At 62.3% G+C, this 14,954-nt stretch carries 14 protein-coding genes; 5 read left to right on the forward strand and 9 right to left on the reverse strand.

What is annotated here, in order from left to right:
- Positions 1–23: 23 nt before the first annotated feature.
- The 3 genes from ACIPOO_RS11460 to ansP form a co-directional block, all read right to left on the reverse strand.
- Positions 24–290 carry a type B 50S ribosomal protein L31 gene (locus ACIPOO_RS11460; protein ID WP_400606847.1) on the reverse strand — a complete coding sequence of 89 codons (267 nt, stop codon included), beginning with the start codon at positions 288–290 and terminating at the stop codon, positions 24–26.
- A 109-nt stretch (positions 291–399) separates the two neighbouring features.
- Entirely contained in the window at positions 400–996 is a 597-nt protein-coding gene (locus ACIPOO_RS11465) for a GNAT family N-acetyltransferase (protein WP_400606850.1), read from the reverse strand.
- A gap of 234 nt (positions 997–1,230) precedes the next feature.
- The gene (ansP, locus tag ACIPOO_RS11470; protein WP_400606853.1) at positions 1,231–2,667 is read right to left on the reverse strand and encodes an L-asparagine permease; all 1,437 of its coding nucleotides are present in this window, start codon (positions 2,665–2,667) and stop codon (positions 1,231–1,233) included.
- A gap of 254 nt (positions 2,668–2,921) precedes the next feature.
- Here ansP and ACIPOO_RS11475 point away from each other — a divergent pair, with 254 nt between their 5' ends.
- The gene (locus ACIPOO_RS11475; RefSeq protein ID WP_400606856.1) at positions 2,922–3,896 is read left to right on the forward strand and encodes a LysR family transcriptional regulator; all 975 of its coding nucleotides are present in this window, start codon (positions 2,922–2,924) and stop codon (positions 3,894–3,896) included.
- Between the two features lie 17 nt (positions 3,897–3,913).
- On the opposite strand, the gene ACIPOO_RS11480 is transcribed toward ACIPOO_RS11475, so the two are convergent.
- On the reverse strand, positions 3,914–4,975 hold the full coding sequence (locus tag ACIPOO_RS11480) for an asparaginase (RefSeq protein WP_400606858.1): 1,062 nt from the start codon (positions 4,973–4,975) through the stop codon (positions 3,914–3,916).
- Between the two features lie 217 nt (positions 4,976–5,192).
- On the opposite strand from ACIPOO_RS11480, the gene ACIPOO_RS11485 reads away from it, so the two are divergent.
- Both ACIPOO_RS11485 and ACIPOO_RS11490 read left to right on the forward strand, forming a co-directional pair.
- Positions 5,193–5,768: a sigma-70 family RNA polymerase sigma factor gene (locus tag ACIPOO_RS11485; protein ID WP_400606860.1), complete on the forward strand. Its 576-nt coding sequence runs from the start codon at positions 5,193–5,195 to the stop codon at positions 5,766–5,768.
- Positions 5,765–6,472 carry an anti-sigma factor domain-containing protein gene (locus ACIPOO_RS11490; protein ID WP_400606863.1) on the forward strand — a complete coding sequence of 236 codons (708 nt, stop codon included), beginning with the start codon at positions 5,765–5,767 and terminating at the stop codon, positions 6,470–6,472. Before ACIPOO_RS11485 ends, ACIPOO_RS11490 begins: the two co-directional genes overlap by 4 nt.
- 396 nt (positions 6,473–6,868) lie before the next feature.
- On the opposite strand, the gene ACIPOO_RS11495 is transcribed toward ACIPOO_RS11490, so the two are convergent.
- The 4 genes from ACIPOO_RS11495 to ACIPOO_RS11510 form a co-directional block, all read right to left on the reverse strand.
- Positions 6,869–7,090 (reverse strand): hypothetical protein, encoded by a 222-nt coding sequence (locus tag ACIPOO_RS11495; RefSeq protein ID WP_274130976.1) that lies wholly within the window; start codon positions 7,088–7,090, stop codon positions 6,869–6,871.
- A 116-nt stretch (positions 7,091–7,206) separates the two neighbouring features.
- On the reverse strand, positions 7,207–7,755 hold the full coding sequence (locus tag ACIPOO_RS11500) for a cupin domain-containing protein (RefSeq protein WP_274130975.1): 549 nt from the start codon (positions 7,753–7,755) through the stop codon (positions 7,207–7,209).
- A gap of 146 nt (positions 7,756–7,901) precedes the next feature.
- Positions 7,902–8,882, reverse strand: coding sequence for a D-erythronate dehydrogenase (gene denD, locus ACIPOO_RS11505; RefSeq protein ID WP_400606866.1), 981 nt, complete (start codon positions 8,880–8,882; stop codon positions 7,902–7,904).
- Positions 8,883–8,898: 16 nt separating this feature from the next.
- Positions 8,899–10,209 (reverse strand): MFS transporter, encoded by a 1,311-nt coding sequence (locus tag ACIPOO_RS11510; RefSeq protein WP_400606869.1) that lies wholly within the window; start codon positions 10,207–10,209, stop codon positions 8,899–8,901.
- A gap of 165 nt (positions 10,210–10,374) precedes the next feature.
- Between ACIPOO_RS11510 and ACIPOO_RS11515 the strand changes: the two genes are divergently transcribed.
- Positions 10,375–11,151, forward strand: a complete 777-nt coding sequence (locus ACIPOO_RS11515) for a FadR/GntR family transcriptional regulator (protein WP_400606871.1) — start codon at positions 10,375–10,377, stop codon at positions 11,149–11,151.
- Positions 11,152–11,422: 271 nt separating this feature from the next.
- Entirely contained in the window at positions 11,423–12,988 is a 1,566-nt protein-coding gene (locus ACIPOO_RS11520) for a PAS domain-containing methyl-accepting chemotaxis protein (protein WP_274130969.1), read from the forward strand.
- On the opposite strand, the gene ACIPOO_RS11525 is transcribed toward ACIPOO_RS11520, so the two are convergent.
- Positions 12,985–14,904 (reverse strand): PAS domain S-box protein, encoded by a 1,920-nt coding sequence (locus ACIPOO_RS11525; RefSeq protein WP_400606874.1) that lies wholly within the window; start codon positions 14,902–14,904, stop codon positions 12,985–12,987. The two genes, ACIPOO_RS11520 and ACIPOO_RS11525, sit on opposite strands and share 4 nt — an antisense overlap.
- Between the last annotated feature and the right edge of the window lie 50 nt (positions 14,905–14,954).

A 14,954-nucleotide genomic window follows, 5' to 3' on the forward strand; every position in this document is an offset into this window, starting at 1 on the left:
GCGCTATCGCTCTCAACCTGGTGTCAGGCCTTCTTGCCGCCAGAACCAAAGGCGGCGAAGCGCTTGTTGAAGCCTGCGATACGACCTTCGGTGGTGGCCTGGCGCTGCTGACCGGTGTAGATAGGATGCGAGGCGCTGGACACATCAAGGGCGACGTATGGATAGGTGTTGCCGTCGGTGTGCTGGTGGATACGATCGGTGTCGGCGGTCGAGCCAATGAGGAAGTACACATCAGCGGCGGTGTCGTGGAACAGCACGGTGCGGTATGCGGGGTGGATATTCGGTTTCATGATGGTCTCCAGGATTGGATATCGATAGATACGTTATACTGTATCTTTTTGATATTTTCAAGGCGCCCCCCCCGGGTGGGTGGTTGCGCCGTTTGTGTACATCCGGGCGTTAGTGGCGCCGAAAGACGAAGCTGTCGCTGCCGTCTGGCTCGACCGCTTGAAGAGTCTCCACCTGCGTGAAGCCGACGGCCTTTGCCAGACGCTGGCTTGCGGTGTTGGCGCTGGCGGTGGTCAGATACAGAGACTGGCCCTCAAGCAACACCAACAACGCCGCCAGGGCCTCCTTCATCAGGCCTTGGCCGGCATGGCGCTGGTTGGCCCAGTAGCCGATTTCGAAATCTTCATTCGCAGTCGGCCCAGGCATCAATCCGATGCAGCCGACAATCTCCGGGGCGCCGTTGCGCGGCAGGACGAGGTAGCGCTTTTCGGCACCGCAGCGGAAAAAATCCCTGGCGGCCAGTTCCAGACTTTCAGCGGCTTGTTCCAGCGTCCAGTGGGGCTGGCTCCAGGCGAGGAATTCCCGGTGCAGGGTGTAACTGGCGTTCAGGGCGCAGGCCAGGGCCTCGGCGTAGCAGACCTCAGCCGGCACCAGGCGCAAACGTTCGGTAACGAGGGTCAATGGCACCCGTACTTCGGGCGCCAGGCTGTGCGCCCAGATGACGCCCGGATGTGTCAGGGCGGGGATAGATGAAGGTGGTGAATCCATGCTCACAGAAGCTCCTTGGGTTAGTCGCCCCTAATGTAGGAGCGCTCGCCTTCGGCTGCAATGGACCTGACACATCAACCCTGAGCACGCCGCGAAACTGTAGGAGCGCGCTTGCCCGCGACAGGGCCGTGTCAGGCGCCAGCGATGCGACAGGTACACCGCAGTCGCGGGCAAGCGCGCTCCTACAGGGCGATGGCCGCAACCGCTCGCGATGGCTTTGCGGTGATTACCGACTCATGCGTCGCCAACCGGGCTCGCGGCCGGCGCAGTATCCACCGCTGCCGAACGCCGCCGCGTCAGGTACCAACCTATGGTCAACCCCACTGCCAGCACCGGGATCATCGCAATGGTCCAGGTCCCGCTCGGATAATCGAACGCCATCAGCACCAACACTGCCGCCAGGAACCCCATGGTGGCCCAGGAGGTATATGGCGCCCACGGCATCTTGAAGGTCACATCCGGCAGTTCACCGCGCTTGACCGCCTGGCGAAAGCGGATCTGACACATCACGATGAAACCCCAGGTGGTCACGATCCCCAGCGAGGCCACGTTCAACACGATCTCGAACGCCTGGGCCGGAACGATGTAATTGAGCGGCACGCCAATCGCGATCACCGCGACGGTCACCAGGATCCCGCCGTAAGGCACACCACGGCTGTTCATTCGCGAAACGTACTTGGGTGCAGAGCCACCCATCGCGAGGGATCGCAGGATGCGACCGGTCGAATACAGCCCCGAGTTGAGGCTCGACATGGCTGCGGTCAGCACCACGATGTTCATCACGCTGCCCATGTAGGGCACGCCCAGCTTGCCGAAAAAGGTCACGAACGGACTCTCGCCTGCGCTGTACGCCGTCCACGGCAGCAGCAAGGTCAGCAGCACCACGGAGCCCACATAGAACAGGCCGATTCGCCACATGATGGAATTGATCGCCTTGGGCAAGACCTTGCGCGGATCCGCCGTTTCTCCGGCAGCCACGCCCACCAGTTCGATGCTGGCATAGGCGAAGATCACCCCCTGAATGATCAGCACCGCAGGCACCAATCCATGGGGAAACAGCCCGCCGTTGTCGGTAATCAGATGCAGCCCCGTGGCGTGCCCGTCAATCGGGTGGCCGCTGGCGAGAAAGACCGTCCCTACGATCAGAACCAGGCTGATGGTGAGCACTTTGATCAACGAGAACCAGAACTCCATCTCGCCGAAGTACTTGACGCCGATCATGTTAAGGACCGTGACAATCCCCAGTGAGCCCAGCGCAAACAGCCACTGCGGCGCGTCGGCAAAAGCGCCCCAGTACTTCATGTAGATGGCAATCGCCGTGATATCGACGATGCCGGTGGTTGCCCACACCAGGTAATACATCCAGCCGGCAACGTAGGAGGAACGCTCGCCGAGAAACTCCCGGGCATAGGACACGAAGCTGCCCGTGGTGGGACGGTGCATCACCAGCTCACCCAGTGCCCGCATGATGAAAAAGGCAAACACGCCGCAGACCAGATACACCACCGCCAGGGCCGGCCCGGCCATCTGCAGGCGTGCCCCGGCCCCCAGGAACAGGCCGGTGCCGATGGCGCCGCCCATGGCAATCATGTGTACGTGTCGGGATTTGAGCTTCTTTTCGTATCCGCTTTCGTGGGAAGCGAACAGGTCTTCATTGCGGACATGCTTCATGAGCGTCTCCAGGTGCGTGCTTCTCGGGAAGCGATTTTTGTAATAGTCAGGGAGGCATGTTGAGCATGGTTCGGTGATGCAATTGGCGGGTTGCAAGGTCGGTAGCCTGCCCGTCGAATCACCTGTTCTTCCTTGATGATGTTGCGCTTCTAACGACTTCACCTGCGTTGCGCCGATTCTATATCGTTGCGTAGAATCAGGGTTTTTCGCAAAATCAAAACCTGTTTTGCAACCAGCGCAAAAAGAAGCCAGCCATGAAATCGAAAGCAAAAGATGCAGGCCCGGATGACCTCGGGGCGATGAGGACGTTCGTCAAAGTCGTCGAAGCCGGCAGTTTCTCGGCCGTCGCGCGGGAGGCACACCTGTCCACCTCTACGGTGGCGCGCAAGGTGTCGCAGATCGAGGAGTCGCTGGGTGTGGTGCTGCTGCATCGCTCGACGCACAAAATCAGCCTGACCGAAGCCGGCAGCCTGTACCTTGAGCGCGCCACCACGCTGATTGCCGATTTCGATGACACCATGCGGGTAGTGGCCGAACTGGACGCCCAGCCTAGCGGCCCGCTCAAGCTCACCGCGCCGGTCGCGTTCGGCCGCCGCTATCTGGCGCCTCTGGTCGCGCCGTTCCTGGCGCACTACCCCACCATCCAGCTGGATGTGCGCCTGACCGACAATCACAACGATCTGGTTGCCGGCGGCTTCGACCTGGATATCCATGAAGGCGAGAACTACCTGGACAACCTCATCGTCCAGAAGCTCTCACGCAATGACAGCGTGCTGTGCGCGGCCCCCGCCTACCTTGAACGCCGGGGACGGCCCCTGCATCCGGACGATCTAAAGGCGCACAACTGCCTGCGCTACGTTCACCCCGAGGGCGACCCGCGCTGGCACCTGGTGTCAGGGAAGGACCGGCACAGCCTGCTGCCGACCGGCAACCTGGTGTCCGACCACTCCGAGCTGTTGCTGGAGGCCAGCTGCGCGGGGCTGGGCATTGCCGATTTCGAAATCTGGCTGGTGCGCGACTATCTGGCCACAGGCCGCCTGGAAGTGGTGTTGCCCCAGTACCGTCTGGAGAACACCCTGACCGGGCGGCACATCTACCTGGCGTATCTGGCGAACCGGCGCGGGTCCACCAAGCTTCGTGTATTGCGCGATTTCATCGCCGAGCAGTTGCAGCACATCGGCAGTTTTTCCGATGAGGAATTGCGCAAGATGCGCGGCGATGACTTCTAAAGGTAGCGCTCCATCACTCAGGGCTTCTGAAGCTCGAAGCTGAACTCGGCGTGACCAATCTCGCGTTTCATGGTGTTGATCATCTTCGGGCGGTGGAAAGCCGACAGCAGGCCGCGCTGTTGCGAGGTGCCAATCTGCAGGCGCTCGAGGATTTCACAGACGAGCATGTACAGCGCCTCGATATTGCCGTCCTCGACTTTGACCGAGAACCCCAGCGCGCCATCCGAACCCAGCCGCAGTGTCTGTTCCGACGCACGAATGCCAATGCCGTATGAACCGTCGGCACCGAGCTTGCCGACCACGTCGCCATCAAATGCCTTCATCAGTTCGGTGCAGAACCGCCCTTCGCCGGCGACCATTTCAGGGTGACGGGTCATCGCCCGGTAGATCTTCGCCAGTGCCTCGGTGCGTTCGCTGGCGATCTCGCCCGACGCGGTTAGGTCCGCCGCCGAAGCAAGCCTTGCGTACATCCGTGCCAGGCGGTCGAGGGGGAATGCCGGGGTCGGCAGGTTGCATCCGTCGGTGGCCCACTCCACGCCGTCCACCGGCAAGTCGCACAGGTCCGCGACAACAGCCTTGACGTGGCGCTGCAGCGGGTGATCGGGGGATTCGTAGTTCTCGGCCGTCTGCCCCAGGGCCAGCGCTGCGCCGAGCATGCCCACGTGCTTGCCGGAGCAGTTGCTGCAGGCGGCCGTGGGTGTGAAATCGCGCTTGATCCAGTCCTTATAGACCGCATCGGAAATCGGCGGGTGACCGCCGCAGCGCATGCTCGATTCGGTGAGGTCGATCTTGCCCAGCATCGCCAGGGTTCGCTCGATGTGCCGCGGCTCGCTGCTGTGGGAGGCGCACATCAAGGCAAGGTCTGCCTCATCGAAATCAAAGCGCTCGAACGCACCCGCTTCCAGCACTGCCAGCGCCTGGGCAGGCTTGGCGGCTGAGCGCGCCAGGGTCATGCGTTGAGGATTGCCGAAGCCATAGAGCAGCTTCCCGGAGGCATCCACCACCGCCACATTGGCGTGATGCAGGTTCTCGACAGAGCCCCCACGGTACGTCACCACCGCAGCTTTATTGTTGTTCATTCATGTCATCCTCAAACCGGTCGAACTGATTCCTGAATTCGGTGCCTAGTGTATGAGGATCGGTCATTAATGGGCTGTCCAGCCTGTGAAAAGGGGTATTGCGTCAGATGCAATACCGGATGGCTGCCGCTCATGGCGGGAAGCTCCACAGCGTTTATGCCCACGGAGCGGGTGAATACCAACTACATTGCCTCCAAACCTTGCAGGAAAATGCCCCTTGGCCCTCAACCCACTGACACCAGGCATCACCCAGGAAGACGCCGGTTCCACCGCGCTTGGCGTTTTGCTGCAAGCCTGTGCCGCCGGTAACCGACTGGCGTTCGAAGCGCTGTACCGCGCGACCTCGGCAAAGCTGTTCGGCATTTGCTTGAGGTACGTCAACAACCGCGCCGACGCCGAGGAAGTTCTTCAGGAAGTCTTCACCACGGTCTGGCTCAAGGCTGGCAGCTTCGATCCCAGGCTTGCGGGCGCGATCACCTGGATGGCGACCATCGCCCGGCACAAGGCGATCGATCGACGACGGGCGCAACATCGCCATGAAGATCTGGATGACGTCACTGAATGGCCGAGCCAGGTGTCGGTGGTTGAAACCGTCGACGCCCAGCGCCAGAACAGCCAGATCGACCGCTGCATGGATACGCTGGGTGAGCAGCAGCAAACCTACATCCGCGTGGCCTTCTTCGAGGGCTATTCCTATGCCGAACTGGCAGCGCGTCACAGCGTAGCGCTGGGGACGATGAAAAGCTGGATTCGGCGGGGCCTCTTACAACTGCGGGCGTGCCTTGGACTATGAGCGAACATGACACTACACCCGGCGATGAGCATGATCTGCTGATCGCCGAATATGCATTGGGCGTGCTGTCTGCCCAGGAGCGTGCGCAGGTCGAGGCGATGCTGGTGCAGAGTGCGCCGGATCGGGCGTTATTGGCGGCCTGGCAGTCTCATTTTGCCGGTTGGCTCGCTCGCTTGCCCGCTGTCGAACCTCCGGACGGGGTCTGGCTGGCGATTCAGCAAGAGTTGTTTCCCGCAGAAGTTTCGCCGAACCAGCGGACAACGCCGGGCAACAATGCCGGGATCTGGCGCTGGACGACGGCCATCGCGCTGGCCGCTTCGCTGCTGTTGGCGGTGTTCATTCTCGTGCGGCCTGCCCCGCTTGCGCCGCCATCCATGATCGCACGCCTGGCGCAGGACGACGGCGCCGTGCTGTTCACCGCCACGGTGCAATCTCAAGGACGGCAAGTGTTGCTGGTGCCTACACGCAAGGCAGAGTGGCAGGACAGGAGCGCGCAAGCCTGGGTCATCGGCGGCGACGGCAAACCGCACTCGCTGGGGCTGCTGCCGACCGACAATGCCGTTGCGCTGTCGGTGCCTGCGGATCTGGCGGAGTTGTTGGCAAGCGGCGCGGTGCTGGCGGTATCGCTCGAGCCCCCAGCCGGCTCACCGACAGGATTGCCGACCGGGCCCGTCATCGCCACCGGCAGGATAACCGCCCTCTGATCATGCCCCTGTGGGAGCGCGCTTGCCCGCGACGGCGGTGGGTCAGGCACATCATCGTCGTCTAACATACCGCCATCGCGGGCAAGCGCGCTCCTACGTGGATTGTGGCGTTCGACGAATTTTGTTCAGACCACGATCATATGGGCGTTGTGGCATTCGACGAATTTTGTTCAGACCACGATCATACGGGCATTGGGGTGTTCGACGAATTTCGTTCAGACCACGATCAAACGGACATTGTGGCGTTCGACGAATCTTGCTCAAACTCCAATCCGCTGTAGGAGCGCGCTTGCCCGCGACGGCGGTGGGTCAGTCACATCATCGTCGTCTGTCACACTCAATCGCGGGCAAGCGCGCTCCTACGGGTGGTGGCGTTTGGGCGATGGAGCAACAGGCTCAGATTTCGCCCGGATGCTCCGGCATCGGCGAATTGTTGCGCTCGACCTTTTCGACGTCCTTCTCCAGCGGCGCCTCATCGTCGGGATCGAGGGGGATGTCGTCGTCGCCGCCCACGGTGTCGGGCGGCATTGGAATGACGTCCGGTCTGCCGGGTTCCAGTGGCTGGATGGAGTCCACTGCGTTTTCTGTACCGCCGGGTATGCCTGATGAAGCGTTCATGTTCACCTCGCCTGGTCACGAATCAGTCGCAACCTTTAAGGTTCGAATTCGCAGTTCACCCAGGGTTCGATGATTTTCCCGAACGGACTATGGGCACGCCTCACCCGACAGCCCCGTCAGAAGTTGGCCGGGGTGTTGGCGCTGATGATTTCCGCTTCGTCCTGGCCGATGTTGCGAAACCGGTGCGGCAACGTGGTCGGGAAATAGTAGCCGTCACCTGCGGTCAGGATGCTGATCTGGCCATCGACGGTAAGTTCGATGGTGCCGCGCGTCACTAACCCGCACTCCTCGCCCTGGGCATGCACGATGGGCTCTGCACCGGAGCTGGCGCCGGGGGCGTACTGCTCGCGCAGCATGCGCATCTGCCGGCTGGGAACCGACGCGCCGATCAGCAACAGACGCAGGCCATCGCGGCCCAGGTCCGGCTGCTCACCGGCGCGGAAGATGTAGCGCTGTTCCTGTGGCGGCTGGTCGAACGAGAAAAAGTCCGCCAGGGTCATGGGGAAGCCTTCGAGCAGTTTCTTCAGGGAACTGACCGACGGGCTGACGCGATTCAACTCAATCAACGAGATCGTGCCATTGGCGACGCCGCTGCGTCTGGCCAGCTCTCGCTGGGACATCTTGTAGCTTTCCCGCACTAACTTGAGTCGTGACCCCGTATCCATGACAGCCCTTTGTTAAAGCCCGAGGGTATCGAGGGACGCGCCTTGACCGGGCACCTCCCCCACTTGATTGGGGGTGATTAGAGCACGTTTGGGCGCCGTGAACCTATACGCGCAAGCGACATCCACAGGTCGCTTGCGCACAGGCCCTACTCCACCTGCGGCGGATACTCGGCGATGAATTGCCCGATCACGTCGGCGAAGTCGTGGTCGGCGGTAAAGCCCAGGTCCTTGGCGTATCTGGCCGTGAATGATCCGGGCCAGGAGCCGACGATGCGCTCGATGGCCGGGTTGCGCTCATGACGAATACGGCTGACGACCTCGTCCCCTGCGGTGCGGCGCAGGGCGTCGATCATCTGCTGAACCGTGATCGACAGGCCAGGCATATTGATGACCCGACCCTGGGTCAACAGCTCAGCCTTGAGCTCATGGCCGTGAATCAGGTTGGCAATGGCCTGGGCGGGCGACATCAGCCACAACGGCATGTCCAGCGCCACCGGGCAGACGCTCTCCTGTCCGTTGAGCGGTTCACGAATGATGCCGCTGGCAAAACTCGACGCCGCCATGTTCGGCTTGCCGGGGCGCACCACGATGGTCGGCATGCGCAGGCTGCGTCCATCGACGAAACCCCGGCGGCTGTAGTCGGCCAGCAGCAAGTCGTTCATGGCCTTTTGCGTGCCATAGGAGCTTTGCGGCGCCCAGACGTGATCGTCCTCGACCTGCGCCGGCAGTTGCCCGCCAAACACCGCCACCGAACTGGTCATCACCCACTTGGGGCACGTCCCGACCTTGCGGATGCGCTCGAGCAACTGCTGCGTGGCGCTGAAGTTGATGCGCATCCCCAGGTCGAAGTCCTGCTCGGCCTGGCTCGACACCACCGCTGCCAGATGGAAAATACTGTCAGTGTCGGCGTCGACCAGGCCTTCGAGCACCTGCGGGTCGGCGATGTCACCGCAGACCACTTTCACCCTCGCGTCATCGATGCCGGCCAATGGCACCACATCGAACGCCACGATACTGCGAATGCGCTGTGTCACGCCTTGGCGGTCGGTCAAGGTGCCGCGCTCAAGCAGCGCTTCGATCAGGCGACGGCCCAGAAAGCCGGCCGCGCCGGTCACGAGAATATTCATCAGTTGCTCCTAATGCTCAGCGGTTTACCAGTTTTGCAGGAATGCGGAAGACCAGTGCCGCGCCCAGAAACAGCGCGCTGGCCATGACGTACATGCCGATGGTGGTGCTTTGCGTCATGTCCTTGAGAAAGCCCATCAGGTACGGCGAGGCGAAACCGGCCAGGTTGCCGCAGGAGTTGATCAGCGCGATGCCCGCCGCGGCCGCAGTACCGCCCAGAAACGCAGTGGGCAATGGCCAGAACAGCGGCAGCGTACTCAGCGCGCCCATCGCCCCCAGGGTCAGCCCGATCATCGACAGGGTGAAGTTGTCGCTCCAGGTCGCGGAAATGATCATGCCGATGCCGCCCACCACCGCCGTCAGCGCCAGGTGCCAGCGACGTTCGCGCAGCCGGTCGGCGTTGCGCGAGACCAGCAGCATGGTGATCACCGCCGCGCCATAGGGAATGGCAGTCAGCAGACCGATTTGCAGGACATCGGTCACCCCGGCCTGACGCACCAGGGTCGGCAGCCAGAAGCCCACGGTGTAGAAACCGGCAATCAGGCAGAAGTAAATCGCGGTCAGCAGCCAGATGCGTGGCTTGCGGAACACCTCACGCACGCTGTGCGCCTCGTGGCCATGGCTTTCGGCGTCGATGCGCGATTGCAACAGGTTCTTTTCTTCCTGGCTCAGCCAGCCGGCATGGGAAATCCGGTCGCTGAGGCAGAAGATCACCATGATCCCGACGAACACCGATGGCAGGCCTTCGATGAAGAACAGCCACTGCCAGCCGGCAAACCCGTGGGCGCCATGGAAGGCCGTCATCAGCCAGCCCGAGAGTGGCGCGCCGATCAAGCCGGACAGCGGCACGGCGGTGGCGAACAGCGCGAACATCTTTCCGCGCCGGTGCGTGGGGAACCAGTACGACAGGTACAGGATAACGCCCGGATAGAACCCCGCCTCGGCCAGGCCCAGCAGGAAGCGCATGATGTAGAAGGACATCGGCGTGGTGACGAAAGCCATGCACGAGGAAATCACGCCCCAACTGATCATGATCCGGGCGATCCACAGGCGCGCGCCGACCCGGTGCAGGATCAGGTTGCTGGGGATTTCCACGAGGAAGTAGGCAATGAAGAAGATGCCGGCGCCCAGGCCGTACACCGCTTCGGAGAAATGCAGGTCATCGGACATTTGCAGCTTGGCAAACCCGACGTTCACCCGGTCCAGATAGGCCACCAGGTAGCACAGCAACAGCAGCGGCAGAATCCGCCAGGCGGCCTTGCGGTAGGCCGCGTCTTCCGACACGACGGCCGAGGAGCCCGTCAGGTCCTGAGTCAGTGATTCACTCATGTCTTTCCCATCCCGTTGTTTTTGTAGTGGGGGTGATTTTTGGGGGTAGAACGGTGCGCGACGAAATAAGTAACATAATACGTCATACGAATTCAACAAACGGTTGATGCGGGACGCTGGGGTCGAAATGCAGTAACGTGCGCTGATTTGAAGCATGAGATCGCTATGGCTCACGTCGACCCTTTTTCTCTGCCCCCGCTTACGCCAGCCCTCAAGGACGCATCCAAAGGCACCTTGGCCGATCAGGTGACGGCAGCGTTGAAAGCCCATATCGCCAGCGGCGAAGCCCTGCCCGGCTCGCGGCTACCGACGGAACCGGTGCTGTGCGAACGCTATGGCGTGAGTCGCACGGTGGTGCGCGAGGCGATTTCCCGGCTCAAGTCCGCAGGCCTGGTCGAAGTGCGCCAAGGCAGCGGCACCGTGGTGTCGGAAGGCGCGCACATCAAGGCCTTCACCATCGACCTGGACGTGAGCGGCTCTATCGAGGCGGTGTTGCGGGTGACTGAACTGCGTCGCGGCATCGAAGGCGAAGCGGCGTCATTGGCGGCCCAGCGTCACACCCCTGCCGGGCTTGAAGCCATCGAGCGCGCCCTCAAAGCCATTGACGAGGCAGAACAGGCCGGCCGTGACGGCGTCGAGGAGGACCTGGCGTTTCATCTGTCGATCTCCCACGCCACGGGCAACCCGCTGTTCCCGTCGCTGCACGATTTCATCGCCCAGTTCATCAAGGAGGCGATACGTATCACCCGCTCCAACGAAGAGCGACGCAGCGAACTGGCCAGAACCGTGCGCATCGAGCACGTGGCGATCTACGACGCAATCGCCGCCAGCGACCCCAACGCCGCGCGCTTTGCCGCCCTCACTCACATCCACAACGCCGTCGAGCGGCTGAAAAGCGCGGACCCTGCCTTCTGGCAAAACCCAGGCTCGCGGGGCACCTGAATCGCGTAAAGTGACCGTTCGTCGTCATTTTCCAAATGAGAATTAGTTATACATTGGTTTTCACACAATCTTCACGTCCGAGGGTCCAGTCTGAACCCACTCCTTTTGATCCTCTTTAAAGCCCGTCTTCCCCAGCGGGCTTTTTTTCTGCGCGTTATTTGCTTCATTTCCCAACGCCAAGCCCGCCCCGCCGCCTGTTTGCGCTCGCTGATGAATGTTGTGCTACACCTATCTGCACGCACTGTTCAGCTATCAGGGATGACACGGTCTTATGCGTTTGAATATGCCGGTTACACAGCAGGAAAGGACTTTCGCTGCACATGAACGCCTGATCTCGACCACGGATCTGAGCAGCCGCATCACCTACTGCAATGACGCCTTTGTCGCCCTGAGCGGTTTTACCCGCGAAGAGCTGATCGGCCAGCCGCACAATCTGGTTCGTCACCCGGACATGCCGCCGTCGGTGTTCGCCCACATGTGGGAGACCATCAAACAGGGCAAGCCGTGGATGGGCGTGGTGAAAAATCGCGCCAAGAATGGCGACTTCTATTGGGTCAGTGCCTACGTCACCGCGATCTACGAGGACGGCAAGATCGCAGGTTTCGAATCGGTTCGCTCCTTGCCAACCCGCGATCAGGTGCGCCGCGCCCAGGCCCTGTACGCCCGGTTGCGTGACGGCAAGGCTGCGGTCTCCAGGGCGAGTACGGTGCGTTTTCACCTGCTGCGTCAGTTGCCGTTGCTCATCGCTGCGGTGGTGCTCGGCTTCTCGAATTACCTGCTCTCGGACCACGTCGAACTGGTGGTGATGCTGTTGACGCTGATCGCCCTGAGCGCCGTGCTGGAAATGCGCCAGAGCAAGTCCCTGCAGACCATCCTCAACGATCACCCCAAAGCCTTTACCGATCCTTTGATCGCCCTGACCTACAGCGACAACCGCGGGCCCCAGGCGCAACTGGATCTGGCGATGATCAGCGAAGAAGCGCGGTTGCAGGCGGCCTTGACCCGGCTTGCCGACGCCGGAGAAGGTGTCAAGCAACGTGCCGGGCAATCGGCAAGCCTGTCGTTGCTTCAGGCCGAGGCGCTGGATCAGCAGCGCAGCGAAACCGATCAGTCGGCCACCGCCATCACCCAGATGGCCGCGACCATTCAGGAAGTCACGCACAACGTACAGAACACCGCCCATGCGGCGCAGGAAGCCGACACCCTGGCCCAGCAAGGTCGCGGGCTGGCCGATGACAGCCTGCTGGCGATCCGGCACATGGCCAACTCCGTGACGGAGATCGGTCAGGCGGTGGGCGAACTGGCGGGCGCAACCCAGTCCATCGGCAGCGTGGTGGATGTCATCAACTCCATTGCCCAACAGACCAACCTGCTGGCACTCAACGCCGCCATCGAGGCGGCCCGCGCCGGTGAGCAAGGCCGGGGTTTTGCGGTGGTGGCCGACGAGGTGCGTTCCCTGGCCTCGCGTACACAGACTTCTACCGAACAGATTCAGGGCATCATCGGTGAACTGCGTGAAGGCGCAAGCCGTGCGGTGGCCACGGCAACCCGTGGCCAGGCGATGTCTCAGGAAAGCGTGGCGAGCGTCGAGGCGGTGCAACAGGCGCTGAGTGGCATCAGCGAGGCCGTCACCCGCATCACCGGGATGAGCCAGCAGATGGCTTCGGCGTCCGAGCAACAAACCCATGTGGCCGAAAGCATCAACCAGCAGATCAACCGCATCGCCCAGTTGTGCGACCAGAGCGCAGGCCAGGCGCAGCAAGGCTCGACCATCAGCCGCGAGCTCGAGCAGATGGCGCAGTATCTGCACAGCCTGGCCGAGCGCTTCAACCGTTAACTGCGCAGTTGGGCGATGGACCTGGCCAGTTCCGCCTGGCTGAAAGGCTTGGGAAGACGTGAGAAGCCGGCAGCCGATGCCGGCGGTGTGTCGGTGAATGCCGAGCAGATGACGATGGCCAGCGCCGGAAACAGCTCACTGATCTGCGCGGCCAGTTCCGAGCCGCTCATGCCGGGCATGACTTGATCGGTGATGACCAGGTCGAAATCATGCTCTTGCCGAATCAGCGCCAGCGCCTCTGCACCGTCGCCTGCGGCCATGGCCTGATGCCCGAGGTCTTCGATCATGGCCCGGGTGCTCAGCAGCACCAACGGGTCATCGTCCACCAGCAACACCTTGAGGCTGCGTGACGCCTCGGCGGTTTCGTCCGGCGCGGGCGCCCCGCTCCCGCCCTGCCCCAGCACGATGGTGGAAATCGGCAGCCACAGTTGCGCCGTGGTACCCTTGCCCGGTTCGCTGCTCAGCACCAGTTTGCCACCGGATTGCGCCGCCAGCCCGTGGATCATCGACAACCCGAGCCCCGTGCCCTTGCCCAGCCCTTTGGTGGTGAAGAACGGCTCCATGGCCCGTTGCAGCACGGCCGGTTCCATCCCGGTACCGGTGTCGGTGACCGAGATGCAGACGAACGGATCGGCACACGCCGCAGTTGGCTCAAGGATCGCCTCGTTTGCGGATACGGTGATCTGTCCACCGTCGGGCATGGCGTCGCGGGCGTTGATCATGAGGTTCATGATCGCCATTTCCAGTTGCCCGGCATCGACGAACACCGGGCGCAGCATCAGCGGGAAACGGGTTTCCACACTGATGCGCGGCCCCAGGGAGCTGCCCAGCAGTTGCGACATGCCACGCACCAGCGCGATCACGTCCACGGGTTTGGGGTCCAGCTCCTGACGGCGGGCGAACGCCAGCATGCGCTGGGTCAACGATGAGCCGCGATGGGCCGCTGCCATGGCGTTGTCCAGCAGCGAATGGCTCTTGGGATCCTCGCCCAGGCGTTTCTTGACGATGCCCAGGCTGCCGAGGATCACTGTCAGCAGGTTATTGAAGTCGTGGGCGATGCCGCCGGTAAGCTGACCGATGGATTCCATCTTCTGCGCCTGGTACAGGGCTTCGCGGGCTTCCTTGAGCGCGGTCTGGGCCTGGACGCTGTCGGTGATGTCCCGGGTGATCTTGGCAAAACCGATGATCTGGCCGGCATCGTTGCGAATCGGGTCGATGACCACGTGCACCAGAAACCGCGTGCCGTCCTTGCGCACCCGCCAGCCCTGGCCTTCGTAGCGCCCTTCGCGCTCGGCGATGTCCAGCGAGCGCTGGGGCATGCCGGCCTCGGCGTCGGCAGGCTCGAAAAACAGCGAAAAGTGCTGGCCAATCACTTCGATCGGCTCATAGCCCTTGATCCGCTGCGCACCGGCGTTCCAGGTGGTGATGATGCCCGTGGGGTCGAGCATGTACAGCGCATAGTCGGTCACGCCCTGTACCAGCAGGCTGAATTGCTGCTCGCTGTGGCGCAGTGCCTCCTGCGCCGCCCGGCGTTCGGTGAGGTCACGGGTGACCTTGGCGAAGCCGATCAGCGCGCCGTCCTGGTAGATAGGGTCGATGACCACCGACGCCCACAGCCGGGTGCCATCCTTGCGCACGCGCCAGCCCTCGCCCTCGAACCGCCCCGAACTGGCAGCGATCCCCAGCGCCCGCGCGGGCATGCCAGCCTGGCGGTCTTCATCGGTGTAGAACAGGGAAAACGAACGCCCCAGGATCTCGGACTCGTCGTATTGCTTGATGCGTCGTGCGCCGGAATTCCAGCTGCGCACCAGGCCGTCGGTGTCGATCATGTAGATCGCATAATCGAAGACCGCATCGACCAGCAGGCGATAGCGGTCCTCTTGAGAAACCAGTACGGGTGACTCGGCTTGCTGCATGTCGGCCTCGGACAACGGGAATGGCGCGTGTTCGGTAGGTTGGCCTGATC

The organism is Pseudomonas sp. NPDC090201 (assembly GCF_044746825.1).
In the GTDB taxonomy this organism is placed as follows: domain Bacteria; phylum Pseudomonadota; class Gammaproteobacteria; order Pseudomonadales; family Pseudomonadaceae; genus Aquipseudomonas; species Aquipseudomonas putida_AD.